The sequence below is a fragment of the Rhodococcus koreensis genome, assembly GCF_900105905.1.
Taxonomy (GTDB): domain Bacteria; phylum Actinomycetota; class Actinomycetes; order Mycobacteriales; family Mycobacteriaceae; genus Rhodococcus_F; species Rhodococcus_F koreensis.
Map to the genome: position 1 here is coordinate 5,413,768 of NZ_FNSV01000005.1, position 24,757 is coordinate 5,438,524.

Here is a 24,757-nt window from a genome sequence, read left to right on the forward strand (position 1 = left end):
CCCCGTTTCATTGCGGGGTTCATCCCCAGCTGTGGAGAAACCTGTACATGAATCCGACCAACATGATTCGGACCGAGGGGAATTCGTACCGGACCAACCCACAGGTGAGTGAGAAAGTGTGTCAACAGGTACATTTTCACGCACCTGAGCGCGGCGCCGGGTAGAAGGGACTTCGACGTTCATGGCCACAGTGACCTATGACGGTGCCACCTGCCTGTTCCCCGGCTCGGACAAGCCGGCCGTCGACACGCTCGACCTGAAGATCGAGGACGGCGAGTTCCTGGTCCTCGTCGGCCCGTCCGGCTGCGGCAAGTCGACGTCGCTGCGGATGCTGGCCGGGCTCGAGGACGTCCACAGCGGTCGAATCCTCATCGGTGACCGCGACGTCACCACCCAGGAACCCAAGGAACGCGACATCGCGATGGTGTTCCAGAACTATGCGCTGTACCCGCACATGTCGGTCGCCGAGAACATGGGTTTCGCGCTGAAGCTCGCCGGCGCCGCGAAGGACGACATCCGCACGCGGGTCGAGGAGACGGCGAAACTCCTCGACCTCGAGCCGTACCTGGACCGCAAGCCGAAGGCGCTGTCCGGCGGTCAGCGGCAGCGCGTCGCGATGGGACGCGCCATCGTCCGGCAGCCGCAGGTGTTCCTGATGGACGAGCCGCTGTCCAACCTCGACGCCAAGCTCCGGGTGCAGACGCGCACCCAGATCGCGCAGCTGCAGCGGCGCCTCGAGACGACGATGGTCTACGTGACGCACGACCAGGTCGAGGCCATGACCATGGGCGACCGGGTGGCCGTACTGAAGGACGGGGTGCTGCAGCAGTGTGCGTCGCCGCGCGACCTCTACAACCGGCCGGCGAACGTGTTCGTCGCCGGTTTCATGGGGTCGCCGTCGATGAACCTCTTCACGCTGCCGATCACCCCGGACGGGGTGCTGCTCGGCGACGCGACCATCCCGCTGCCCCGGCAGCTGCGTGCCGACTCCGACGAGCGTCAGGTGGTCGTCGGGATCCGCCCAGAGCACCTGGAACTGTCGACCACCGGCATTCCGATGGAGGTGGCGGTGGTGGAGGAACTCGGATCCGACGCCTACATCTACGGCCGCAGCACCGTCAACGGGGAGACGCAGCAGTTGGTGGCCCGCGCCGACTGGCGGAACCCGCCCCGCAAGGGTGACCTGGTGAAACTGCACGTCGACCCGTCGCAGGTGCACCTGTTCTCGGCGTCCGAGGGGTACCGGCTCAGCTGATCGCGGCGTCTCCTGACCGATTCAGGTCGGGGGTAATGCCGGACAGTGGCGGTGTTCCATGCCACAGTATGTTCCGACGCCGCAGCGGTGCCTCGAAATCTCGTCGCACCGTGGCGGGGTCATCCACCTTTACCCACGGGGAGACTCCATGGTTCAGATTTCGAGAGCGGTTCGGCGCGCCGCGGTGTTTGCCACCGCTGCCTCGCTGGTCACGCTCACCGCTTGCTCGAGCGACAGCGGCAGCGATTCCACGTCGGAGAACCTCGACGGTCGCGGACCCATCACGTACGTCGAGGGCAAGGACACCACCGAGACCGGTGTCGTCCGCCAGATCATCGACGCATGGAACGCCGAGCACCCGGACGAGCAGGTGACGTTCAAGGAGCAGTCGAACGACGCCGATCAGGCGCACGACGACCTGGTCCAGCACCTGCAGGCCAAGCAGTCCGACTACGACGTCGTCGCACTCGACGTCCCCTGGACCGCGGAGTTCGCGGCCAAGGGGTGGCTGCAGCCGCTGACCGGCGAGTTCGCGGTGGACAACACCGGAATCCTCCCCGCCACGGTCGACAGCGCCACCTACAACGGCACCCAGTACGCGGCGCCGAAGAACACCAACGGCGGCCTGCTGTACTACCGCAGCGACCTGCTGCCCGCCGCACCGAAGACGTGGACCGAGCTGGCCGCCGCGTGTGAGGTCGCGAAGACCAACAACATCGACTGCTACGCCGGTCAGTTCGCACCGTACGAGGGCCTGACGGTGAACACCGCCGAGGTCATCAACGCCTACGGTGGCTCGTTCGTCGGCGAAGACGGCAAGACCCCCACGGTCGACAGCCCCGAGGCCCGCGCCGGCCTGCAGGTTCTGGTCGACAACTTCAAGAACGGCGACATCCCGGCTCAGGACACCACGTTCAAGGAGCCCGAGAGCCAGAAGGCGTTCGAGGACGGCAAGTCGCTGTTCCTGCGCAACTGGCCCTACGTGTACGGCACCGCCGACAAGGATTCGTCCGCGGTGAAGGGCAAGTACGCGGTCGCCCCGCTGCCCGGCAAGGACGGCATCGGCGCCTCGACGCTCGGCGGCTACAACGCGGCCATCAGCGCGTACTCCGAGAACAAGGCGACGGCCCGCGACTTCCTCACCTTCCTGCAGGGTGAGCAGGCACAGCGGATCATCGCCATGGGCTCGCTGCCGCCGGTCCGCGCCGCACTGTACGACGACCCGGAGATCATCGCCGCGTTCCCGTTCATGCCGACGCTGAAGGTGTCGATCGAGAACGCCGTCCCCCGCCCGGTTACGCCGTTCTACCCGGCGGTGTCGAAGGCCGTGCAGGACAACGCCTACGCTGCCATCAAGGGTGAGAAGTCGGTGGATCAGGCGATCACGGACATGCAGTCCGGTATCCAGTCCGCAGGCTCGTAGAGCACAGGAGTGAACATGGCCGTTCCGACTGGGACCACCAGTGGAGCGCCGGCCGGTACCGCGGCCGGGGGTTCCGACCCCGGCCGCGGTTCGCGTGAGAAGAGCGAGAACACGCGAAGCTCCGGGCTGAGCGGTCGTCGCGCGTGGATGTTGGTCGTACCGACGCTCGTCGTGCTGGCCGTCGTCATCGGCTACCCGGTGGTCCGGGCAGTGGTGATGTCGTTCCAGAAGGACGCGGGACTCGATCCGACGACCGGCATGTTCGTCGAGGGCGGCTGGGCCGGATTCACCAACTACACGCACTGGATCCTGCAGCAGTGCACGTCCCCGAGCGGGGTGGCGGTCGCGTGCCCGCCCGGCACGCTCGGCTCCCAGTTCTGGTCGGCCGTCGGGAACACCGCGTTTTTCACGGTCGTCACGGTGACTCTCGAGGTCGCGATCGGCCTGTGGATGGCGATCATCATGGGCAAGACGTTCAAGGGCCGCGCCCTGCTGCGCGCGGCGGTCCTGATCCCGTGGGCCATCCCGACCGCGGTCACCGCCAAGCTCTGGTACTTCATCTTCGCCTACGACGGCATCGCCAACCGCCTCCTCGGCACCGAGATCCTGTGGACTTCGGACGCCTGGCCGGCCCGGTTCGCGGTGATCATCTCGGATGTCTGGAAAACCACCCCGTTCATGGCCCTGCTGATCCTCGCCGGGCTGCAGATGATCCCGCAGGACGTGTACGAGGCGGCGCGGGTCGACGGCGCCTCCGCGTGGCAGCGGTTCCGGCAGATCACGCTCCCGCTGGTGAAACCGGCGCTGATGGTCGCGATCCTGTTCCGCACCATGGACGCCCTGCGCATGTACGACCTGCCCGCCATCCTGACCGGCGGTAACCCGGCCACCACGACGGTGTCGATCCTCGTCGTCGACCAGGTGCGGCAAGGATTCAACAGCGCGTCCGCACTCTCGACCATCACGTTCCTCCTGATCTTCGCGGTGGCATTCGTGCTCGTGAAATTCCTCGGCGCCAATGCCGTCGAAACTCAGGAAGCCCAGCGAAAGGGCCCGAAGCCGTGACCCACCGCGCCCCGGAGCTCGAACTCCCGAGCAAACCCCCCACCCGGAACCGTCCGAAGCGGCTCGCGTTCAAGAACTCCCGCATCTACATCGGCGTCGCGATCATCCTGGTCTGGGGACTCGCGCCGTTCTACTGGATGATGGTGACGGCGTTCCGCGACCCGGACTACACGTTCGACACCACCCCGTGGCCCACGCACGTCACGCTCGAGAACTTCCAGAACGCACTGTCGACGAGCAGCGGCAACAACTTCACCCGCGCCGTCGTCAACAGCATGATCATCGGCGGAATCACCACCGTCATCGCCCTCGCCGTCGGCATCTTCACCGCCTACGCGCTGGCCCGCATCGAGTTCCGGTTCAAGTACGTGGTGGTCGGCATCGTCCTCGGCGCGTCGATGTTCCCCGTCGTCGCCCTGGTCACCCCGCTGTTCCAGCTGTTCACGAACATCGGCTGGATCGGCACGTACCAGGCGATGATCATCCCGAACATCTCGTTCGTCCTGCCGCTCACCATCTACACGCTGACGTCGTTCTTCAAGGAACTTCCCTGGGAACTCGAGGAGGCGGCCCGCATCGACGGCGCCAGCCGCGGTCAGGCGTTCCGGCTGGTGATGCTGCCGCTCGCGGCACCCGCCCTGTTCACCACCGCCATCCTCGCGTTCATCGCGACCGTCAACGAGTACCTGCTGGCCAGCCAGCTCTCCAGCGACGCCACCGAACCGGTCACGGTCGCGATCGCCCGGTTCTCCGGCAACGACCCGCACGTCGTGCCGTACGCGGCGATCATGGCGGCGGGCACGATCGTCACCATTCCGCTGGTGATCATGGTGCTGCTGTTCCAGCGTCGCATCGTGTCGGGCCTGACGGCCGGCGGCGTGAAGAGTTAGACATCCCAGGGCCGTAGGACGTCAAGCCGCCCGGATGGTGCGGTGATCCCAGGCGATGTGTTCGTCGTAGTGGGTGTGGTGGCGGAGGCAGCCGTGGAGGAGGCCGACGAGGCGGTTGCCGAGGGCGCGGAGCGCTTGGTGGTGCAGGTCGCCGGCGTCGCGTCGCTGGTCGTAGAACTCCCGGGCACCGGGACTGGACGATAAAGCGCAGAACGCCCACTGGTCGATAGCGTCGTAGAGACGCCGGTTGCGGACGTGGCGGGCGAGTACCGCACGTTTCTTGCCGGACGCGATCGTCAGCGGGGAGGTGCCGGCGTAGTTTCTGCGAGACTTGCTGGTGGTGTAGCGGTCGGGGTCGTCCCCGAACTCACCGAGCACCCGGGCGCCGAGCACAACACCAAGTCCTGGCAGGGAACGGTAGATGTCGGCGTCCGGGTGTGACTCAAAATGGTCGGCCAGTGTGGACTCAAGTTCGATGATCTGCCGGTTCAACTCGACGATGAGACCGACCGCCGCGCGGGTGGTGGCGGCGAACGCGGCGACGACCGGCGCCGGCGCGGCGAGCTGCTCGACCCGCAACCCGGCCCGGATTTCGCGGGCCCGGGTATCGAGATTTCGTTGCCGACCAGCCCTTTTGAGCGCGGATCGGATCGCCGGCAGGGTCAGGTGCGCGGCCTCGGCGGGAGTCGGGGCGCGACCGAGTACGGCGAGGGTGTCGCGGTCGTGCAGGTCGTCGAACACCTCCAGCGCGGCCGGGTAGTACTCGCGCAGCGCCGAGCGCAGCGCGTTGGTTTGCCGGGTCCGGGCCCAGATCAGGTTCTGGTGTCCGCGGGCGAGGACCTTGATCGCCTCCACGTCCGGGCTGTCGCCGGCGATCGGGCGATGATTGTGCCGGTCCGTGCGTACCAGGTCCGCGAGCAGTTTGGCGTCACCGGCGTCGGACTTCGCGCCCGAGACGTGGTGACGGTCGCGGTAGCGGGCGACCGCGAGGGGGTTGACCGGGTACACCTGATAGCCGGCGGCGGTCAGCGCCTGTACCCACAGACCGCGGTCGGTTTCGATGCCGATCACGACCTGACCCGGCTCGTCGGCGTGGCCGGCTATCAGTTCGTGCAATGTGCGGATGCCGGCGAGTCCTTCCGGCAGCCGACGCGACGACAGTCGCCTGCCCGTGTCGTCCATCAAATGGACATCGTGATGTTGTTCGGCCCAGTCGTCTCCGACGAAGATCATCGATCGCCTCCTTTGGTCTCCTATTCTTGATGAAACCTGTTCGAGCCCAGAGGCACCCGGCATCGACCTAATGGATCAGTGCTCATACGGCACGACATCCCATCAGCGCTATAGGCGACCTCACCGACCGGCCGGGGCACAATCTAACTCTAGGAGTCAACCTCACTCCAGGCGAGAGCAGTGCTCACCGGCCGGCGGCTCAGTGATCAGCTTGTCGTGGACGGGCAGTCACCTGTCGAAGGCTCGCCGATCGACTCCCATTAGGCGGGGTCGGTCGTGCATCCGGTGGCCAAGCGGCAGCGGCTCGAAGTCCTGATCGGGATCCTCGGGTTCTTCACGGTGATGGCGTTCGTCGCCGCGGTCGTCGAGGTGTTCCGCGGCGACCCCGGCGTCACCCCCGCGCTGGTGTTGCTCGGGTGCCTGGTGCTGTCGGGGCTGGCGATCACCGCCCGGAATCGGATGCGCTGAAACCGTCCGGTCGGTACGGATAGTTGCTGAGCGATAGCGCGCCGCACGCCACGCCTCCGGTCGTTCACATAACATACGTACGGGTGGGTGCGACGATCCTCCGTGACCGGATAACTGACCGGGAGTGTGTAAGTGAGTTCAGGCAACGACGCGACGGACAATCGTGCCTCCGATCCGGGAGACACACCGCCCGCAGACGACGGTTCGGCCGAGACGACCACCCCACCACCGGACGGGAAGAAGAAGCGCACCCGGTGGCGCACGGTCCGCCGGGTGAGCCTGGTCGTGATCGCGTTGCTGCTGGTCATCCCGCTCGTCGTCTTCCTCGTCAGTTACATTCGCGCCGAGGTCCCGCGGCCGTCGGACATGAAGACCAACCAGGTGGCGACCGTTTTCGCCGCCGACGGCACCACCGAGCTGACCAAGGTGATCCCGCCGGAGGGTAACCGCACCGAGATCGCGCTCGACGCCATCCCCCAGCACGTCCGCGACGCCGTCCTGTCGGCGGAGGACCGCAACTTCTACTCCAACCCCGGGTTCTCCGTCACCGGGTTCATGCGTGCCGCCCGCGACAACGTCCTCGGCAAGGAAAGCGCGGGCGGCGGGTCGACGATCACGCAGCAGTACGTCAAGAACGTGCTGGTCGGCGCGGACCGCAACGTGTACCGGAAGATGCGGGAACTCGTGATCTCCACCAAGATGGCCCGCGAGTGGTCGAAGGACGAGATCCTCGCCGCCTACCTGAACACCATCTACTTCGGTCGCGGCGCATACGGCATCGAGGCGGCGTCGCGCGCGTACTTCGACAAGCCGGTCGGCGACCTCACCGTCGCCGAGGGCGCGGTGCTCGCCTCGGTGATCCAGAGCCCGTCCTACCTCGACCCCGAAGCGAACCTCGACCAGTTGCAGGCGCGGTGGAACTACGTGCTCGACGGCATGGTCTCGATGGGTGTGCTGAGCCAGCAGGACCGCAGTGCCGCGGAGTTCCCGGTCACGGCGCCGTCCAACCGGCCCACCGACGCCAACTCCGCGCCCGGCCCCGACGGCCTGATCCGCAACCAGGTGCTGCGCGAGTTGTCGGATGCGGGCATCTCCGAGCAGACCCTCAACACGGAGGGCCTGCAGATCACCACCACGATCGACCCGCGGGCGCAGCAGTCCGCGATCGACGCCGTCCACGACAACCTCGAAGGTGAGGATCCGGCGCTGCGGACCGCGGTCGTGTCCATCGACCCGCGCACCGGCGGTGTGCGCGCATATTACGGCGGCGAGGACGGCGCCGGCTTCGACTACGCGCAGGCGCCGCTGCAGACGGGGTCGTCGTTCAAGGTCTTCGGCCTGGCCGCCGCACTGGATCAGGGCATCCCGCTCTCGGCCCGGTTCAGCAGTGCTCCCCTGACTGTCGGCAGTGTGCAGATCGGCAACGTCGAGGGCGAGTCCTGCGGCACGTGCACCATCGCGGAGGCGACGAAGCGGTCGCTGAACACGAGCTTCTACCGGTTGATGATGTCGATGGACAACGGCCCGCAGGCCATCGCCGACGCCGCGCACAAGGCGGGCATCCCGGACTTCATTCCCGGGGTGCAGGGCAAGACGCTCAGTGAGGACGGCGGCGAACCGGAGGGCGGCATCGTCCTCGGCCAGTACCTGTCGCGGCCGATCGACATGGCGTCCGCGTACGCGACGCTCGCGGCGTCCGGGGTGTATCACCAGCCGTACTTCGTGCAGCGTGTCGTGACCGCCGACGGTATCGTGCTCCTCGACCGCGCGCCCAGCCCCGGCGAGCAGCGACTCGACGCGGCCGTCGCCGACAACATCAGCCAGGCGCTGATGCCGATCGCCTCGTACTCGCGGGGCCACGCGCTGGCGGGGGGACGCCCGTCCGCGGCGAAGACCGGCACGGCGCAACTCGGCGACACCGGTGAGAACAAGGACGCCTGGATGGTCGGCTACACGCCGTCGCTGTCGACGGCGGTGTGGATCGGTAAGGCCGACGCCACCGCCATCAACAACACCTGGGGCGGGCTGATCTACGGTTCGGGTCTGCCGTCGGACATCTGGAAGGACACGATGGACGGCGCGCTCGACGACACCGACTGGGAAGACTTCCCGTGGCCCGACCCGATCGGCGGCCAGGCCGGCGTGCCGACGTGGAGCGGTCAGACCGGCGGCGACGGAACGGCTCCCGGCACCAGTGGGGCCGTCCCACCACCCGGCGCGCCCACGCCCGCACCGGTCGAGGTTCCACCGCCGGCCACCGTCCCGATGCCGCCCGTCCCACCGGTGCCCGCACCCGTCCCGGCGCCGACCCAGATCGAAATCCTGCCGGGCGTCATCATCCCGCTGCCGGGTTAGCCGAGGTTCTGGAACCCGCCGCGCGGCGGAGTTCGGTGCGGCAGCACCACAACTCGCAGCGCGGCGCGGAGGCTTTCCTTCGTCTTGGCCCAGGCCCGCGCCTCGTCCTCGCACATGTCGGCCTCTTCGGCGTCCTCTTCGCGGGCGAGTTCGCCGTTGTGCCGCCACTCGATCTCCTGCTCGGAGCAGAGGCGGAGGAATTCCAGGATGGTGTCGCGGTCGCGTCCGCAGATTTCCGCGACGTCGTCGGGGTCGAGACCGCTCTCGGAGTCGAGGTGGATCAGGGTCACGAGGGCGGCGGGGAACTCGTCCGCACATTCGTGCTCGGCGGACGAGGCGGTGGCCTCGGGTGTGGAATTGATCTTGCCGCCAAGCTTTTCGGCGAACGCGTCGTCGACGGTGTCCACGAAATGCTCGAACATCCGGAACACCGACACCAGATGATCGGCGACGAACGGTGACCCGTCGACACGCATGACGGCGACCACGTTGTCGACGATGAGCAGGAACTTGATGTCGGGCCACTGGCGGTTGAGGTCGGCCAGCGCCTCCGCCGTGCGCGTGCGGTCGCTGATCGTGTGGACCACGCGGGCGAACACCTCGACGCGGGCGTCCTCCTCGATGACCCGCACATACGTGGGGAGGTCGCCGACCCACACGAGGATGTCGCCGTCCGCGTCCTTGCCCGGTTCCTGCTCGAGCATGGCCTCGACCGCGGCGTCGACACGGTCGCGCAACCCGGTGCCGTCGCGGAGCTGGGCGGGGACGTCGGCGGTACCGAACTCGGCGGTCTCGTCCCGGCCGCCGGTGATCGCCTTCAGGAACGAGGGGTGCAGAAGGTCCCAGATCTCGCGGAACACGGTGACCGTCATCGACGCCAGCAGGTGGGCGTCGTCCCGGTCGGCGTCGAGGTAGTACGACGCGGAGCCGTTGCCCTCGTCGACGTGCTCGCACAGGTCGGGGCGGTTCCAGCCGAGTTCGATCAGCCGTTCGTGCTCCTCCGCGGTGAGCGCCCGCGCCGGGTGCAGGAAGCGGTTGGACGGCACCTCGCACCGCACCCTGTCGCCGGCCCACGCGAAGAACCGCACACACGCGGCGGTCTCGACGAGGCCCTCGTCGACGCTGTCGTACTGCGACTGCAGCACCAGTTCGTCGTCGTCCTCCATCGCGTGCACATAGCCGGTCAGACGGTCCTGGAGCTCGGTCCAGGCGTCGTCGATCTCGCGATCGAAAGTGTTGTCGGACATCACGCCTCCCTCGATGAATCCTGGGTGTCACCGTAGAGGGAGGGTCTGACAAGAAGTCGAACACAAAGGCGAATGCACCTTTCGTCGCCGTGAAGACGACGAAAGGTGCATTCGCCCGTAAAGCTGTGTGGATTACTCCGCGTCGATGATGAACGCCTCGAGCTCGATGCGAGCCTTGTCGTCCGCCATCTGGACCGGCGGGGACTTCATCAGGTACGCGGACGCCGGGTAGACGGGTCCGCCGATGCCGCGGTCCTTGGCGATCTTGGCTGCGCGGACGGCGTCGATGATGATGCCCGCCGAGTTCGGGGAATCCCAGACCTCGAGCTTGTACTCCAGGTTCAGCGGAACGTCACCGAACGCGCGGCCCTCGAGGCGGACGTACGCCCACTTGCGGTCGTCGAGCCAGCCGACGTGATCGGACGGGCCGATGTGCACGTTGCCCGGACCGAGGTCGCGGGTCAGGTTCGACGTCACGGCCTGCGTCTTGGAGATCTTCTTCGACTCCAGGCGGTCGCGCTCGAGCATGTTCTTGAAGTCCATGTTGCCGCCGACGTTCAGCTGCATCGTGCGGTCGAGCTGCACGCCGCGGTCTTCGAATAGCTTCGCCATCACGCGGTGGGTGATGGTGGCGCCGACCTGCGACTTGATGTCGTCGCCGACGATCGGGACGCCGGCGTCCTTGAACTTCGCGGCCCACTCGGGGTCGGACGCGATGAAGACGGGCAGGGCGTTGACGAACGCGACACCCGCGTCGATGGCGCACTGGGCGTAGAACTTGTCGGCGTCCTCGGAACCCACGGGCAGGTACGAGACCAGCACGTCGACCTTGGCGTCCTTCAGAGCCTTGACGACGTCGACGGGCTCGGCCTCGGAGATCTCGATGGTCTCGGCGTAGTACTTACCGATGCCGTCGAGGGTGGGGCCGCGGAGCACCGGAACGTCGGCCGGCGGGACGTCGGCGATCTTGATGGTGTTGTTCTCGCTGGCGAAGATGGCCTCGGACAGGTCGAATCCGACCTTCTTGGCGTCGACGTCGAACGCGGCGACGAACTGCACGTCGCGCACGTGGTACTTGCCGAACTTGACGTGCATGAGGCCGGGAACGGTCGCCGTCTCGTCGGCGTCCTTGTAGTACTGCACGCCCTGAACCAAGGACGAGGCACAGTTCCCCACGCCCACAATGGCTACGCGCACCGCGGTGCTGTTCTCACCCATGGTCGGGTTCTCCTTTTTTCTTAGGTGTTGCTGTCGATTGCTCGGCGGCGATCAGCTCGTTGAGCCAGCGCACTTCACGCTCGCTGGACTCGAGACCGAGCTGGTGGAGCTGCTTGGTGTAGCGATCCAGCGTGCCGCTCGCTTTTCCGATCGCGTCGCGGAGTGCCTCCCGGCGCTCCTCGACCTGGCGTCGTCTGCCTTCGAGAATCCGCATCCGCGCCTCTGCGGGTGTGCGGCTGAAGAAGGCGAGATGAACGCCGAATCCATCGTCGGTGTAGTTCTGCGGACCCGTGTCGGCGACCAGTTCCTTGAACCGCTCCTTGCCGATCGGCGTGAGCTGGTAGACGCGGCGGGCGCGACGCTTGACGGTCCCCGGAGGACCTGCGTCCTCGGCGATCAATCCGTCCGCCTGCATGCGTCGGAGCGTCGGGTAGAGGGAACCGTACGAAAAGGCGCGGAATGCACCCAGGAGTCCCGTCAACCGCTTGCGTAGCTCGTATCCGTGCATGGGTGACTCGTGGAGCAGCCCGAGAATTGCCAATTCGAGCATGTCCACCCCCTGAGTCGCCCGACCTAACCGTGTGATGCGATTCAAAACTATATCGCACCGATATATACGACGATACGCCCGCTCGATACATGAGACAAGCCGTCACAGGTTGTCAACCCTGGTCCGGGCGCACGCAAGCGCCGACGATGTTTCAGGGGGGCGGGACAGCCGCCCGGACGCTCAGCCCTCGTACGGGTAGATGTCGAACGGCTCGCCGTCGAATCCGACGACCATGTGCCCGCTGTCGCCGTCGGCGTTCTTCACGTGGATGGAGATGGTCGGCGGTCCGTCGTCGGAGCCGGGTTCGTAGCCGAAGGACACGATCTCCACAGCACCGTCGGGGACGCGCAGGGTTTCGGGTGCCCCGGCGAGCAGTCCGGCGATCGCGACCTGGTCGACGGTGCCGAGGTCGAAGGACCTCTCATCGGCGGCGCGGCTCGAGGAACTGCCCCAGTCGTCGAACTCGCCGTCGTAGAGGTAGGAATCGGACTGCCTCGCGTTGCCGGCGGCCGGCCGGTCGACGACGGCGTGTTCCGGGTAGAGGCCGACGTCGTCGGCGACGGAGTCGCCGTACTCGGCGCGGTACTCCTCGAGGAAGAAGTGCAGGCCCGCGCCGGTGGTCAGGTTCGGCACCGATTTCGACGGGCCGAGGTCGCTGTTCGCGACGGCTCCGGCGATGCCGCCGACGGCGGCCGCGGCGAAAACGAGGATCGCCGCGTACACCCATCGCCGGGGCGATCGGCGGCGGCGCGGCGACACGACGGGGCTGGCCGCGAGCCGGCTGGGGATCTGCAGGTCCCCGATCAGGCGTCCGAGTTCGTCGAACGTCTTCGCCCGCATCGCCGTGGAGGTGCGGGAGGCGTGTTCCGAGGCGGACAGTTGACCGTCGGCGAGGGCGGCGTCGAGCAGCCCGCACGCGTCGGCGCGGTCGGAGTCGCGGGCGCGGATACCGGCGAGTGTGGTCCTGGGCATCTGCGTCCTATCGGCCGAAGGGGCGGACGCTCAGTGGTTCACCGGACGGGGTGAGTTCCATGTATCCGCTCTCGCTGAACTCGTTGTTCACGTAGATCGACACGGTGGGGCCGGCGCTGTCGGTCTGGAACGAGATGTGACTGACTTTTCCGTCGGGGACGTTCAGGCTCACCGGGGCGCCCGCGACCGTTCCGCCGATCCTGTCCAGGTTCAGCGTCGTCAGGTCGAACACGGGCGTGTCGACCTTCCGGGTGGTCGGGGTGCCGGACGGCGTGAACCCGCCGCGGTAGGCGTAGCTCACCATCCGGTTCGGTTCGAGTGGGAGCGCGCGTTCGAGGCTGGCGTGGCCGCCCTCGTAGAGGGTGAGGTCGTCGACGATCAGGTCGCCGAACTTGGCGCGGTACCGGTCGAGGAACACCTTCATGCCCTCGGGGGATACAGGGTTCGGGGTCGCGACCACCAGCGGTTCGACGGCATCGAAATCGATCTGCTGCGCGACGGGCGTCACGGTGGCCTCTGCGTCGTCGCCGTCGGCGAGGGTGAAGGCGCCGACCGCCGCCGCGACCGCGACCGCGGCGACGGCGAGCGGGAACCAGGGCCTGGCGGTGTCGCGCGGGGGCCGGGCGTCCGGCGGTGCGTCGGCGGGCCGCTGCAGGTCGCCGACCAGAACGTCGAGGTCGGCCAGGGTGCGGGCCTCCGAGGCGAGTTCGGACATCGCGCGGTGCTCGGCCTTGTTGATCTGGCCGTCGCCGAATGCGGCATCGAGCAGTGCGGACGTGTTGGCTCGATCGATGTCACGTGCCCGCGTGTTCGGCGGGTATCGGCTGGCCACCCGAGGATCTTAGAGCGCAAACCCCTAGTTCGCGGGGTTCACCTGCCAGACGTCGCCGCCGAGGGTCGCCCGCAGGTAGCCGCCGCCGGTCTGGGCCTTGTCGTAGACGTACACGTTGATGGTGGGTCCCTTGCCGCCGTCGGCGAGGAGAACGTGCCCGATGGTGCCGTCCGGGACTCCGACCAGCCGCGGTGCGTCGGCAATGAGCGCGACGAGTGCCCCTACGTTTACCTGTGCGAGGTCGACTTCACCGGTTCCGGGAAGGCGCTGTGTGCGGATGCCCGAGCTCTTGAAACCGCCGCGGAAGTCGTACCGGTCGACCTTCTCGGGGGCGTCCGGGGCGGTCCGAGACAGGATCGCGTACTTGTCGTACAACCCCAGTTCGTGGACGGTGAGGTCGCCGAACGTCTGCCGGTACTGCTCGAAGAGGGCGTAGATCCCGTCCTGGGTGAGGGGCTGCGCCGCTCCCACGATGATCGGCTCGACGGCGGGCACCGCGACCTCCGGCTGGGCCAGGGGCTTCTCGACCTGCGCCGGGACCGGTGTGACGACGGGGTCCGGGCCGTCCTGCCCGGTGAGCGCGAGACCGATCGTGCCGACCGCGATCACCGCCCCGCACGCGACCGCGATCCGCAGCGCCCGCCGGGGTGATCCCGGGGTCCGGACGGGTGCCTGTTCCGTGACCGCCGAGGGCAGCTGCAGGTCGCTGATCAGCAGGTTCAGCTCGGCCAGGGTCTTCGCGGACATGGCCTGGGCGGACCGGTCGTGGTACTCGCCGGCGCCGAGCTGGCCGTCGGCGTACGCGGCGTCGAGTTGGCTGCATGCGTTGACCCGGTCGAGGTCACGTGCGCGAGTCTGCGAGGACGGTCCTGAGGCCACATCGGCATCGTAGTGCGGTAACCGTGTTTGACCAGCGTCACTCGACCGACCCCTTCTCTCCGAACGCGACGCACGTACTCTGGTCTCCGTGCGGATACAGCGGCAGGTGGTGGACTATGCGCTTCAGCGCCGGTCTCTCCTGGCCGAGGTCTACTCGGGCAGGACGGGTGTCAAGGAGGTCTGCGACGCCAGCCCCTACCTGCTTCGTGCCGCAAAGTTCCACGGCAAGGGCAGTGACGTGGTGTGCCCGATCTGCCGTAAGGAGCAGTTGACTCTGGTTTCCTGGGTCTTCGGCGACAAGTTGGGCCCGGTGTCGGGTTCGGCTCGTACGGCCGAGGAGTTGGTGCGTCTTGCGTCCACTCAGGAGGAGTTCTCGGTTCACGTGGTCGAGGTGTGCCGGACATGCAGCTGGAACCATTTGGTTCAGTCCTATGTTCTCGGTACCGTGCCCGCACCGAAACGGCCCAGGCGGTCGTCGCCACGGCCTCGGCCTCCGAGCCGTCGCACCGCGAGCGAGTAGACACGCCCGAACACGGACGCGGGCCGAAGAATGCCCACAGACGTAACGCAGGACTGAAGCCGGTCCACAACCACTGGAGATTTGTACGTGAGTTCCCCCCGCAGCAACGCCCCGGGTGATCGACCGAACGGACCGAGACGACCGAGTGGCCCCCCGCCACAGGGGCGCCCCGGAGGTCCACCACCCCGCGGCGGACAGCCTGCGGGTGGTCCCCCGCCGCGCCGGATGCCGCCTCCGCCCCCGCAGGGTGGTGGCCGTCCCCCCGGCCCGCCGCCGCGTCGTCCCGGTCCGCCGCCGCAGGGTGGTGGCCGGCCGCCCGGTCCCCCGCCGCGCCGTCCCGGTCCCCCGCCCGGACGTCCCGCGGGTGCGCCCCCGGTGGCGCGTAACCAGTCGGGCCCCGGTGGGCGCCCGCCGGGACCGCCGCCGTCGAACGGCCGCAAGACCGGTGGCGGCCGCGGTGGTGAACCGCCGAAGGGTGGAAAGAAGACGGCTGTGAAGAAGTCGCGGTGGAAGATCGTGCGCCGGACGGCGTTCGCGTGTGTCGCGCTGGGTCTGATCATCCCGATCCTGCTGTTCATGGCGGCCTACGTCGTCCAGGACGTTCCGCGTCCCGGCGACCTCAAGACCAACCAGGTCGCCACGATCTACGCGTCCGACGGCACGTCGGTGCTGAGCAAGGTGGTGCCGCCGGAGGGCAACCGCACCGAGGTGACGCTCGACCAGATCCCGAAGCACACCCGTGACGCGGTGCTCGCTGCCGAGGACCGGGACTTCTACTCGAACCCCGGCTTCTCGATCGGTGGTTTCGCGCGTGCCGCCCGCGACAACGTCCTGGGCAAGGACAGCGCCGGTGGTGGCTCGACCATCACGCAGCAGTACGTGAAGAAGACGATGGTCGGTTCCGAGCGTTCGCTGACGCGAAAGATGAAGGAACTCGTCATCTCGTCGAAGATGGCCCGTGAGTGGTCCAAGGACGACATCCTCGCCGCGTACCTGAACACCATCTACTTCGGGCGTGGTGCGTACGGCATCGCGGCCGCGTCGAAGGCGTACTTCAACAAGCCCGTCGACCAGTTGACGGTCGAGGAGAGCGCGGTGCTGGCGTCGTCGATCCAGCTGCCGTCGCTGCTCGATCCGGAGACCAACCCGGAGGGCGCGCAGGCGCGCTGGAACTACGTGCTCGACGGCATGGTGTCGGCGGGGACGCTGCAGCAGTCGGCCCGGTCGGTGATGCAGTATCCGCCGTACGTGCCGATCGCTCAGGTCGACAACGGCAACCAGGATTCCGGACCGGAGGGTCTGATCAAGAACCAGGTTCTGCGGGAGCTGGGTGAGGCGGGGATCAGCGAGCAGCTGCTCAACACCGAGGGCCTCGAGATCACCACCACCATCGACCCGGTCGCCCAGGCGGCGGCCGTGGATTCGGTCCGCTCGAACATGGAGGGTGAGCCGGAGAACCTGCGCACCGGTGTGGTGTCGGTCGACCCGAAGACGGGCGCGGTGCGGGCGTACTACGGCGGCGAGGACGGCGGCGGCTACGACTTCGCGAACGCCGGCCTGCAGACCGGTTCGTCGTTCAAGGTGTTCGGTCTCGCCGCGGCCCTCGACCAGGGCATCCCGCTGTCGCAGATGTACGACAGCTCGGAGCTGACGGTCAACGGCATCACTATCAGCAACGTCGAGGGCGAGGGTTGCGGCACCTGCACCATCGCCGAGGCGTTGAAGCGGTCGCTGAACACCAGCTTCTACCGTCAGGAACTCGAACTCGACGGCGGACCGCAGGCGATCGCCGACATGGCCCACAAGGCGGGCATCCCGCAGGAGATCCCCGGCGTCGGGCCTTCGCTGACCGAGCCGGACGGCAGTGGTCCGAACAACGGCATCGTGCTAGGCCAGTACCAGTCGCGGGTCCTCGACATGGCGTCGTCCTACGCCACACTGGCCGCGTCGGGCACGTACCGTGCCCCGCACTTCGTGCAGAAGGTCGTGAGCGCGGACGGGACGGTGCTGCTCGACCGCGGCGGCGACACCGGTGAGGACCGCATCGACAAGGACGTCGCCGACAACGTGACGTCGGCGATGGAGCCGATCGCCGGGTACTCGCGTGGCCACAACCTGGCAGGCGGACGCCCGTCGGCCGCGAAGACCGGTACCGCGCAGCTCGGCGACACCGGGAAGAACAAGGACGCCTGGATGGTCGGGTACACCCCGTCGCTGTCCACGGCGGTGTGGGTCGGCACCACCGACGGTCAGGCGCTGGAGAACAGCGGCGGCGCCATGATCTACGGTTCCGGTCTGCCTTCCGACATCTGGAAGGACACGATGGACGGCGCCCTCGAGGGCACCGACGTCGAGAAGTTCCCGAAGCCGGGTGCGATCGGTGGTCAGTCGGGTGTCCCGGCCTATTCGGCGCCCGCACCGACCAAGACGTCGGCGCCGCCGTCGAGCACGTTCCAGTTGCCGACGGAACTCGTGCCGCCGGTGGTCGTGACGCCTTCGCCGGTGGAGATCCTGCCCGGCATCACCATCCCGATCCCGGGACTGGCACCGCGGCAGACCACCCCGGCCCCGGCCGTTCCGGCGGAACCGGAGACGACGACACCGCCGAACGCCGGTAACGGCAACGGCCAGCAGCAGGTTCCGACCCGTTAACGGCGACCGGTAGCCTCGCGGAGTGGCCGACAACCGTGACGCGCACGCCGTCCGAGACGCGGGCGAGACGGATTTCGTCTCGCCCGCGCCGCTGGCGAAAGACCGGCGTTCCGCGGATTGGCGGGACCTTCCGGGCCGCACCGACCCTCTGACCGCCGATCTGTCCGGCGTGATCGGCGGTCCGGTCGGACGGCACGCGGTCGTCGGGCGCAGCCGGTTCTTCACGCCGATGCGCGCCATTCTGTTGCTGGCGATCGTGTTTCTCGCGCTCGGCTGGTTCGCGAAGGCGCCGTGCATCCAGCAGGCTCCCGTCGGTGAGAACGGTGCGCTCGGGCTCGACTGGAGCGGCAGCAGGCAGTACGTCGCGATGTGTTACTCGGACACGGTGCCCCTGTACGGGGCGGAACGGTTGAACGAGGGCGCGTTCCCCTACAAGAAGTGGTGGGAAGAAAGCGCAGGCAACGGCCAGATCCAGCGTCGCTACATGGAATACCCGGTGATCTCCGGGCTCTACCAGTACGGCGCGATGACGATCGCGAAGTCGTGGGATGCGGTGCACTGGTTGCCCGGTGCCCTGCAGGTCGCGATCTATTTCAACGTCGTCGCACTCGGTCTGGCACTGGCCTGGCTGGTCACCGTCTGGGCGAGCGCGCTGCTGGCCGGACGCCGGATCTGGGACGCCGCGCTGATCGCCGCGTCCCCGCTCGTGATCGTGCACGCGTTCACGAATTTCGATCCCCTCGCAACGGCTTTCGCCGCGGGCGGGCTGCTGGCGTGGTCGCGGAAACGGCCGGTGCTCGCCGGGATCCTGCTCGGGCTCGGCGGCGCCGCCAAGCTGTATCCGCTGCTCCTCCTCGGACCCCTGCTGGTGCTGTGTCTGCGCACGGGCCGGGTGCGGGACTGGTCGGTTACCGCACTGACCGGGGTCGGCGCGTGGATCGCGGTGAATCTGCCGATCGCCGTGCTGTTCCCGCGCGGCTGGGCCGAGTTCTTCCGGCTCAATTCCGAACGCGGCGCCGACCCCGACTCCGTCTACAACGTCATCTCCTCGTTCACGGGCTGGACCGGATTCGACGGCATCCTGGCGGCCGGTCAGGCGCCCACCGTGCTCAACGCGGTGTCGTTCCTGCTGTTCGCGCTCGTGTGCGTCGGGATCGGGTATGTCGCGCTGACGGCGCCGAGACGGCCGCGGCTCACCCAACTGTGCTTCCTGCTGGTCGCGGGTTTCCTCCTCACCAACAAGGTGTGGAGCCCGCAGTACTCGCTGTGGCTCGTGCCGCTGGCCGTGCTCGCGTTCCCGCACCGGCGGATCCTGCTGGCCTGGATGACGATCGACGCACTCGTGTGGGTGCCGCGCATGTTCTACTACCTCGGCGTCTCCAACAAGGGGCTCCCCGAGCAGTGGTTCACCGCCGCGGTGGTGGTCCGCGACGTCGCGGTCGTGGTCATCTGTGCGCTGATACTCCGCCAGATCTACCGGCCCGACGAGGACCTCGTGCGGTACGGCTTCATCGACGATCCGGTAGGCGGGGTGCTCGACCAGGCGCCCGATGCGCAGCCGCGGTGGCTGCCTGCCTGGCTACGCCCGCGGCCACCCGTAGAAGCGTCTCCCGCTCACGGTGTTTCGCCAGGCTAGGGCTTCGACAGCACCAGCACAGCCCCGACCGCGAACACGGCGATCGAGACACCGAGGGCGATCGCGCGGATCGACCACTGGCGGGCGTCGGCGGCGGCGCGCACCGACAGGTCGTACTCGCCGCGCTCCCACAACCGGTGGACGGTGCGCGCACGCAGCAGCGCGACGATACCGAACGGCACGAACGCGACAATCGCAAGTACGGCGAGCGGCAGACTGCTGGCCGGCGGCGGTGCCAGCGGCCCGCGGTAGTCCGCCCCGGTGTCCTGCTGCTGCGACGTCATGCGTTGCCTCCCCGTGGTGGTGCCCACGACCGTGGGCGACGACGTGGAGTATAGACCGTCGAGATCTCCGACTGTGCAGTGCCTTTCGCGTGGCCGGCGGCTACGGCCCGGCTACCGGCCGGTCTCCACGGCGGGCGGATGCGCCCGGGCCGCGACCCACGCCGCCACCTGGGTGCGGGAGCTGACGGCCAGCTTGTCGAAGATGTGCTCGACGTGCCCGTCGACGGTGCGCCGCGAGATCACCAGCCTTTCGGCTATCTGCCGATTACTGAGACCCTGCGCGAGCAGTTCGGCGATCTCCTGTTCCCGTTTCGTCAGAGGCGACGCCTCGGCAACGGGCGCCGCCGCGTCCTCGGTCCGGGTGCCGAGCGCGAGATCGACCGCCTGCTCGATGGTGAGCCGGATCGCGGGCGTTGCGAGTTGGGCGAATTCGCCGGGCCCCACCATGCGGGCGGCGTCCCGCTCGGACGACTGCGAGTCGTCGGTGATCTGGGGGCCGAACGCCGCGACCGACGTGCCGAGCCGATGCCACACCCCCTTCGCGGCGCCGCACAGGGTCGCCGCCGCGTTCGCGTCGCCGCTCGACGTCGCCACCCACGACAGCACCTCGATCGACAGGGCCGTGCAGATCTTGTCCTTGAAGTCGCGTTGGATCCGCAGCGCCTGCTGGGCGGCGTCGACGGCGTCGTCGGCCCGGCCCAGGTGGAAGTACGCGACGCTCGAAACCCAGAGGGCGTAGGCCTTGTTCCACTTCTCGCCGTGCCTGTCCGCCACCGCGATCACGTCGCGGCACGTCTCCAGTGCGTCGTCGAGGCGGCCGTCGTAGGTCTGCGCCATGCCCAGTTCGAACGACGCCGTCAGAGCCGAGGCCGTGTCGCCGACGGCGCGGTGGACGGCGATCGCGTCACGGAACAGCAGGATCGCGTCGGCGGGGCGGCCGGAGAACACCGCGTGGATCCCCGCCCAGTGATCGGCGTGCGCGCGCAGTCGCTCGTCGCCGAGTGCCGTCGCGATCGCGGTGCACTCGTCGAGGTGTTCCCGCGCGGCGTCGCGGTCGCCCTGGATCAGCGCGGTCCACGCGGTCACCCACAGCACGTCGCCCCGCTCCCGGGTCGGTTCGGTGAGCCGCTGCAGGATCCGCTCGAGCCGGATCCGCCCGTCGGACAGGTTGCCGCCGGCGATCCAGTGATACCGCAGGGCGACGGCCAGTTCGGCGGCCGCGGCCCGCTGCGAGTCGTCGTGCAGGGCCCAGTCCAGGGCGGCGACGAGGTTGGGGTGGTCGATCCGCAGTCCCGCGAGGGTCGCGGATTGTCCTGGCCCGCACCAGTCGAGCGACGACCGGCGGGCGCGCTCCGAATAGTGCTCGAGGTGTCGCCGGTACATCTCGTCGCGCTCCCCGCTCAGCTCGAGGAGCTCGTGCCCGTACTCCCGAACCGTCATCAGTTGCGAGTAGCGGAGTCGCTCGGTCGAACGGTCGACGGTGACAAGGCATTTCCCGACGAGCCGATCGAGGACGTCGATGACCGGTGAGTCCGACAGCGCACCGAACCCGCTGATCGCCTCCGCGGCGTCGAGATCGAAGCTTCCGGGGAACACGGCGAGCCGGGACCACAGCAACCGCTCGGTGTCCGAGCACAGTTCGTAACTCCAGTCGATGAGGGCGCGCAGCGTCTGCTGACGGGGCAGTGCCGCCCGGTCGCCGCCGGTGAGGAGCGCGAAACGCTGGTCGAGGCGTTCGACGAGTTGCGACGCGGACAGCGACCGCATTCGGGCCGCGGCGAGTTCGATGGCGAGCGGGATCCCATCGAGCTGGTTGCACAACTGCGCGATGGCGGGGGCGTTCGCGTCGGTGAGGCGGAAGTCGGCGACGACGCCCTGCGCGCGCTCGACGAGCAACGACACCGATTCGAACGGGGCGATGTCCGCTGCGCGGCAGCCCTCGATATCACCCGGAGTGCTCAGCGGCGGAAGGAGGTACGTGAATTCGCCGGCGATTCCGAGCGGTTCGCGACTCGTGGTGAGGATCCGGACCTCCGGTGCCGAGGCGAGGACGGTGCCGACGAATTCGCTTGCGGCGGACAATAGGTGCTCACAGTTGTCGAGGACGATCAGCAGGTGCCGGGACTGCAGGTGGTCGATCACCTTGTCCATCACCGCGCGGCTGGACTGATCGGTGACGCCGAGGGCGGCCGCGGCGGTGGAGGGCAGCGCGCCGGGGTCGCGGACGGGCGCGAGGTCGATCCACCGGACCGAGTCGCGGAAGGCGCGCGCCGAGCGGACCGCGAGTTCCTCGGCCAACCGCGTCTTGCCCACGCCGCCCGCGCCGAGCAGCGACACCAGCCGGGACTGTTGGAGTCGGGCGCGGGCTTCCTCGATCTCGCGGCGCCGGCCGATGAAGCTGGTCATCGACCTGGTGAGTTCTCTCGAGCGAGTCAGTGGATGTCTCCCGTGTCCGGTCGGCCAGGTGTGGCACGAACCTACTCCCACCTGCTGTGACGGACAACACAGGTAATCAAGGGGGTGTTTCACCCCGTGTGGGGGTGCTGTGACGTGGGTCATTGTCGTTGGCATACCCCGGTTGCCCGCTCGACTCCAGCCGAAACCCATCGCCCCGAGGAGCCCAACACATGTCAAAGACCAATTCTTCCGCCGACGTCGATGTCGTCGTCGTGGGTGCCGGGTTCGCCGGCCTCTACGCGCTCCGCAAATTGCGCGACACGATGAAGCTGTCGACGCGGGTGTTCGAGGCCGGTTCGGACGTGGGCGGCACCTGGTTCTGGAATCGGTACCCGGGAGCCCGCTGCGACATCGAGAGCGTCCACTACTCGTACTCGTTCGACGAGGACCTGCAGCAGGACTGGCAGTGGAGTGAGAGGTTCGCCGGCCAACCGGAGATCCTCCGCTACCTCGAACACGTCGCCGACCGCTTCGACCTGCGGAAGGACATCACGTTCGACACCCGCGTGGTCGGCGTGCACTGGGACGACGAGAACTCGGTGTGGACGGTCCGCACCGACGACGGCGCCGTCGTCCGCAGCCGGTACTTCATCTCGGGGGCGGGCAACCTGTCCGTGCCGAAGACGCCGGAGTTCGGCGGCATCGACAACTTCCGCGGGGAGGTGCTGCTCACCGGCAACTGGCCGCGCGAAGGCGCCGACTTCACCGGCAAGCGGGTCGCCGTGATCGGGACCGGGGCCAGCGGCATCCAGGCCATCCCGTTCATCGCCGAGGACGCCGCCGAACTGGTCGTCTTCCAGCGCACCCCCAACTTCGCGACGCCCCTCGGCAACGGTCCGATCGACCCGGACGAAGTCGCGGACATCAAGAGCAACTACGCGGACGTGCGGACCGCGGCGCGCAACCACTTCCTCGGCGTCCCGTTCACTCAGGTGCAGCCGTCCGCGCTCGCCGTCGACGCCGAGGAGCGCCGCCGCACGTTCGACGAGCGCTGGAACGCCGGAGGGTTCCGACTGTTCATCGACTCCTACCAGGACATCCTGTTCGACAAGGAAGCCAACGACACGATCGCCGACTACATCCGCGACCGGATCCACGAGCGGGTCCAGGACCCGGCGAAGGCGGCGACACTGGCCCCGACCGGCTACGCGTACGGCACCAAGCGGCCACCGCTCGAGACCAACTATTACGAGGCGTTCAACCGCGACTCGGTGAGCGTCGTCGACGTGAAGACCACGCCGATCGACGAGATCACGCCGACCGGAGTCCGGGTCGGTGACCGCGTCTACGAGGTCGACACCATCGTGCTCGCAACCGGATTCGACGCCATGACCGGCCCGCTGATGGCGATGGACATCCGCGGTCGGGGTGGTCTGCCGTTGGCCGAGAAGTGGGAGCACGGACCCAGGACGTACCTCGGCATCATGGTCAACGAGTTCCCGAACCTGTTCGTCATCACCGGGCCGCAGTCGCCGTCGGTGCTCTACAACATGCCACTCGCCATCGAGGACCACGTCGACTTCGCCACCGATGCGATCGGCTACCTGGACCGGCGCGGCCTCGACGTCATCGAGCCCACGCCGCAGGCCGAAAGCGAGTGGGGCGCACTGACCAACGACATCGCGAACCAGACCCTGCTGCCGGAGACGAACTCCTGGTACATGGGCGCGAACATCCCCGGCAAGCCCCGCGCCTGCATGGTCTATCTCGGCGGCGCCCCCACCTACCGGGCCACGTGCGAGGACGTCGTCGCCGGCGGCTACTCCGGCTTCGCGCTCACCCGGGCGGGGGCCCGCGTCGCCTCCGCCGCCGGGCAGCGTGTCCGCCGGGCTTCCACAGTGTCCTGACCCCGAACCCCGACAGAGGAGACCGACATGGCACTCGATTCACACGCAGCCGACCTGATCGCCGGACTACAGGCGCAGGGGCTGAAGGCTTTCGAGCACAGCACCGTGGAGGAGGTGCGGGCGGTGGTGGCGACGTTCACCGGACTGCAGGCGCCGCCCGAACCCGTCGCCCGCGTGGTGGACGCGCACTACGAGAGCGGCGGAGCGCAGATCGCGCTGCGGGTCTACATCCCCGAGGGGCAGGCGCCGCACCCGGTGGTCCTGTACTTCCACGGCGGCGGATTCGTCGCGGGCGACCTCGACGTCGTCGACGAACCCGCACGCGCGGTCGCGAACGGCGCAGGCGCGATCGTCGTCGCCGCGACGTACCGGCGCGCCCCGGAACACCGGTTCCCGGCCGCCGCCGACGACGCGGCGGCCGCCCTGCAGTGGGTGGCGGCCAACGTCGGGACGTACGGCGGTGACCCCGGCAACGTCGTCGTCATGGGTGACAGCGCCGGCGGCAACCTGGCGGCGGTCACCGCGCTGCGCGCACGCGACGAGAACGGACCGCGGCTGCGAGGGCAGGTGCTGATCTATCCGGTGATCGACCCGAACGCGGAGTTCCCCTCCCGGCGGGAGTTCGCCGAGGGATACGTGATCGGCGCCGGCGACCTCGACTGGTTCTGGAGCAACTACCTGCGCTCGCCCGAGGACGCGACTCATCCGTACGCCGTCCCGAGCCGCGCCGCGAGCCTCGAGGGACTTCCGCCCGCGCTCGTGCTCACCACCGAGAACGAGGTGGCCCGCGACGAGGCCGAGGCGTACGCCGGGGCGCTGCGGCAGGCGGGTGTCGACACGGAGGCGATCCGCTTCGACGGACTCCTCCACGGCGCGTTCTGGATGTCCGGTGCGGTTCCGTGCAGCAGCGAAATGCGCTCGGCCGTCGTCGAGTTCGTGAAGCGGGTGACGGCCGCCGCACCCGTTCTATGACG

Annotated in this window: 20 protein-coding genes; 11 read left to right on the plus strand and 9 right to left on the minus strand. The window is 68.2% G+C overall.

Annotation, left to right across the window (positions count from 1 at the left end; translation table 11 throughout):
* The first annotated feature begins 181 nt into the window (after nt 1–181).
* The 4 genes from BLV94_RS29175 to BLV94_RS29190 all read left to right on the plus strand — a co-directional run bounded on the left by BLV94_RS29175 (nt 182) and on the right by BLV94_RS29190 (nt 4,633).
* The gene (locus BLV94_RS29175; RefSeq protein ID WP_072945191.1) at nt 182–1,255 is read left to right on the plus strand and encodes an ABC transporter ATP-binding protein; all 1,074 of its coding nucleotides are present in this window, start codon (nt 182–184) and stop codon (nt 1,253–1,255) included.
* A gap of 148 nt (nt 1,256–1,403) precedes the next feature.
* Nucleotides 1,404–2,678, plus strand: a complete 1,275-nt coding sequence (locus BLV94_RS29180) for an ABC transporter substrate-binding protein (protein WP_072945193.1) — start codon at nt 1,404–1,406, stop codon at nt 2,676–2,678.
* 15 nt (nt 2,679–2,693) lie between these two features.
* On the plus strand, nt 2,694–3,743 hold the full coding sequence (locus tag BLV94_RS29185; RefSeq protein ID WP_072945195.1) for a carbohydrate ABC transporter permease: 1,050 nt from the start codon (nt 2,694–2,696) through the stop codon (nt 3,741–3,743).
* Nucleotides 3,740–4,633, plus strand: coding sequence for a carbohydrate ABC transporter permease (locus BLV94_RS29190; protein WP_074933823.1), 894 nt, complete (start codon nt 3,740–3,742; stop codon nt 4,631–4,633). Before BLV94_RS29185 ends, BLV94_RS29190 begins: the two co-directional genes overlap by 4 nt.
* Nucleotides 4,634–4,654: 21 nt before the next feature.
* Here the strand turns inward: BLV94_RS29190 and BLV94_RS29195 are convergent, their stop codons facing one another.
* A complete protein-coding gene (locus BLV94_RS29195) occupies nt 4,655–5,866 on the minus strand; it encodes an IS110 family RNA-guided transposase (RefSeq protein WP_072951815.1) in 1,212 nt (403 codons plus the stop codon).
* Nucleotides 5,867–6,142: 276 nt separating this feature from the next.
* Here BLV94_RS29195 and BLV94_RS29200 point away from each other — a divergent pair, with 276 nt between their 5' ends.
* Together BLV94_RS29200 and BLV94_RS29205 are read left to right on the plus strand one after the other, a co-directional pair.
* Nucleotides 6,143–6,334: a hypothetical protein gene (locus BLV94_RS29200; protein WP_072947300.1), complete on the plus strand. Its 192-nt coding sequence runs from the start codon at nt 6,143–6,145 to the stop codon at nt 6,332–6,334.
* A 132-nt stretch (nt 6,335–6,466) separates the two neighbouring features.
* Nucleotides 6,467–8,689 carry a transglycosylase domain-containing protein gene (locus BLV94_RS29205; protein ID WP_072947299.1) on the plus strand — a complete coding sequence of 741 codons (2,223 nt, stop codon included), beginning with the start codon at nt 6,467–6,469 and terminating at the stop codon, nt 8,687–8,689.
* Here the strand turns inward: BLV94_RS29205 and BLV94_RS29210 are convergent.
* The 6 genes from BLV94_RS29210 to BLV94_RS29235 form a co-directional block, all read right to left on the minus strand.
* On the minus strand, nt 8,686–9,936 hold the full coding sequence (locus BLV94_RS29210) for a T3SS (YopN, CesT) and YbjN peptide-binding chaperone 1 (RefSeq protein ID WP_072947298.1): 1,251 nt from the start codon (nt 9,934–9,936) through the stop codon (nt 8,686–8,688). The genes BLV94_RS29205 and BLV94_RS29210 overlap by 4 nt on opposite strands.
* Nucleotides 9,937–10,068: 132 nt before the next feature.
* A complete protein-coding gene (locus tag BLV94_RS29215) occupies nt 10,069–11,154 on the minus strand; it encodes an inositol-3-phosphate synthase (RefSeq protein WP_072947297.1) in 1,086 nt (361 codons plus the stop codon).
* Nucleotides 11,147–11,704, minus strand: a complete 558-nt coding sequence (locus BLV94_RS29220) for a PadR family transcriptional regulator (protein ID WP_005264441.1) — start codon at nt 11,702–11,704, stop codon at nt 11,147–11,149. Before BLV94_RS29220 ends, BLV94_RS29215 begins: the two co-directional genes overlap by 8 nt.
* 180 nt (nt 11,705–11,884) lie before the next feature.
* Nucleotides 11,885–12,676, minus strand: a complete 792-nt coding sequence (locus BLV94_RS29225) for a DUF1707 SHOCT-like domain-containing protein (RefSeq protein ID WP_072947296.1) — start codon at nt 12,674–12,676, stop codon at nt 11,885–11,887.
* A 7-nt stretch (nt 12,677–12,683) separates the two neighbouring features.
* The gene (locus BLV94_RS29230) at nt 12,684–13,508 is read right to left on the minus strand and encodes a DUF1707 SHOCT-like domain-containing protein (protein WP_072947295.1); all 825 of its coding nucleotides are present in this window, start codon (nt 13,506–13,508) and stop codon (nt 12,684–12,686) included.
* Between the two features lie 24 nt (nt 13,509–13,532).
* Nucleotides 13,533–14,387: a DUF1707 SHOCT-like domain-containing protein gene (locus BLV94_RS29235; RefSeq protein ID WP_072947294.1), complete on the minus strand. Its 855-nt coding sequence runs from the start codon at nt 14,385–14,387 to the stop codon at nt 13,533–13,535.
* 88 nt (nt 14,388–14,475) lie between these two features.
* On the opposite strand from BLV94_RS29235, the gene BLV94_RS29240 reads away from it, so the two are divergent.
* From BLV94_RS29240 to BLV94_RS29250, 3 genes are all read left to right on the plus strand, one after another.
* On the plus strand, nt 14,476–14,907 hold the full coding sequence (locus BLV94_RS29240; RefSeq protein WP_072947293.1) for a DUF5318 domain-containing protein: 432 nt from the start codon (nt 14,476–14,478) through the stop codon (nt 14,905–14,907).
* A gap of 375 nt (nt 14,908–15,282) precedes the next feature.
* Nucleotides 15,283–17,559: a transglycosylase domain-containing protein gene (locus BLV94_RS29245; protein ID WP_241031397.1), complete on the plus strand. Its 2,277-nt coding sequence runs from the start codon at nt 15,283–15,285 to the stop codon at nt 17,557–17,559.
* Nucleotides 17,560–17,581: 22 nt separating this feature from the next.
* Complete coding sequence (locus BLV94_RS29250; protein ID WP_072947292.1) at nt 17,582–19,195, plus strand: glycosyltransferase family 87 protein; 1,614 nt, start codon at nt 17,582–17,584, stop codon at nt 19,193–19,195.
* Here BLV94_RS29250 and BLV94_RS29255 read toward each other — a convergent pair.
* Nucleotides 19,192–19,479, minus strand: a complete 288-nt coding sequence (locus BLV94_RS29255; protein WP_072947291.1) for a CD225/dispanin family protein — start codon at nt 19,477–19,479, stop codon at nt 19,192–19,194. The two genes, BLV94_RS29250 and BLV94_RS29255, sit on opposite strands and share 4 nt — an antisense overlap.
* 111 nt (nt 19,480–19,590) lie before the next feature.
* Complete coding sequence (locus tag BLV94_RS29260) at nt 19,591–21,885, minus strand: ATP-binding protein (protein ID WP_072947290.1); 2,295 nt, start codon at nt 21,883–21,885, stop codon at nt 19,591–19,593.
* A 221-nt stretch (nt 21,886–22,106) separates the two neighbouring features.
* Between BLV94_RS29260 and BLV94_RS29265 the strand changes: the two genes are divergently transcribed.
* Together BLV94_RS29265 and BLV94_RS29270 are read left to right on the plus strand one after the other, a co-directional pair.
* Complete coding sequence (locus tag BLV94_RS29265; RefSeq protein WP_072947289.1) at nt 22,107–23,783, plus strand: flavin-containing monooxygenase; 1,677 nt, start codon at nt 22,107–22,109, stop codon at nt 23,781–23,783.
* A gap of 27 nt (nt 23,784–23,810) precedes the next feature.
* Nucleotides 23,811–24,755, plus strand: a complete 945-nt coding sequence (locus tag BLV94_RS29270) for an alpha/beta hydrolase (protein ID WP_072947288.1) — start codon at nt 23,811–23,813, stop codon at nt 24,753–24,755.
* Nucleotides 24,756–24,757: the final 2 nt, after the last annotated feature.

Coding starts and splice junctions, on each gene's coding strand:
- BLV94_RS29260 (WP_072947290.1), bottom strand. CDS start 21,885: ATGACCAGCTTCATCGGCCGGCGCCGCGAGATCGAGGAAGCCCGCGCC.
- BLV94_RS29215 (WP_072947297.1), bottom strand. CDS start 11,154: ATGGGTGAGAACAGCACCGCGGTGCGCGTAGCCATTGTGGGCGTGGGG.
- BLV94_RS29180 (WP_072945193.1), top strand. CDS start 1,404: ATGGTTCAGATTTCGAGAGCGGTTCGGCGCGCCGCGGTGTTTGCCACC.
- BLV94_RS29270 (WP_072947288.1), top strand. CDS start 23,811: ATGGCACTCGATTCACACGCAGCCGACCTGATCGCCGGACTACAGGCG.
- BLV94_RS29220 (WP_005264441.1), bottom strand. CDS start 11,704: ATGCTCGAATTGGCAATTCTCGGGCTGCTCCACGAGTCACCCATGCAC.
- BLV94_RS29255 (WP_072947291.1), bottom strand. CDS start 19,479: ATGACGTCGCAGCAGCAGGACACCGGGGCGGACTACCGCGGGCCGCTG.
- BLV94_RS29265 (WP_072947289.1), top strand. CDS start 22,107: ATGTCAAAGACCAATTCTTCCGCCGACGTCGATGTCGTCGTCGTGGGT.
- BLV94_RS29210 (WP_072947298.1), bottom strand. CDS start 9,936: ATGTCCGACAACACTTTCGATCGCGAGATCGACGACGCCTGGACCGAG.
- BLV94_RS29185 (WP_072945195.1), top strand. CDS start 2,694: ATGGCCGTTCCGACTGGGACCACCAGTGGAGCGCCGGCCGGTACCGCG.
- BLV94_RS29195 (WP_072951815.1), bottom strand. CDS start 5,866: ATGATCTTCGTCGGAGACGACTGGGCCGAACAACATCACGATGTCCAT.
- BLV94_RS29175 (WP_072945191.1), top strand. CDS start 182: ATGGCCACAGTGACCTATGACGGTGCCACCTGCCTGTTCCCCGGCTCG.
- BLV94_RS29225 (WP_072947296.1), bottom strand. CDS start 12,676: ATGCCCAGGACCACACTCGCCGGTATCCGCGCCCGCGACTCCGACCGC.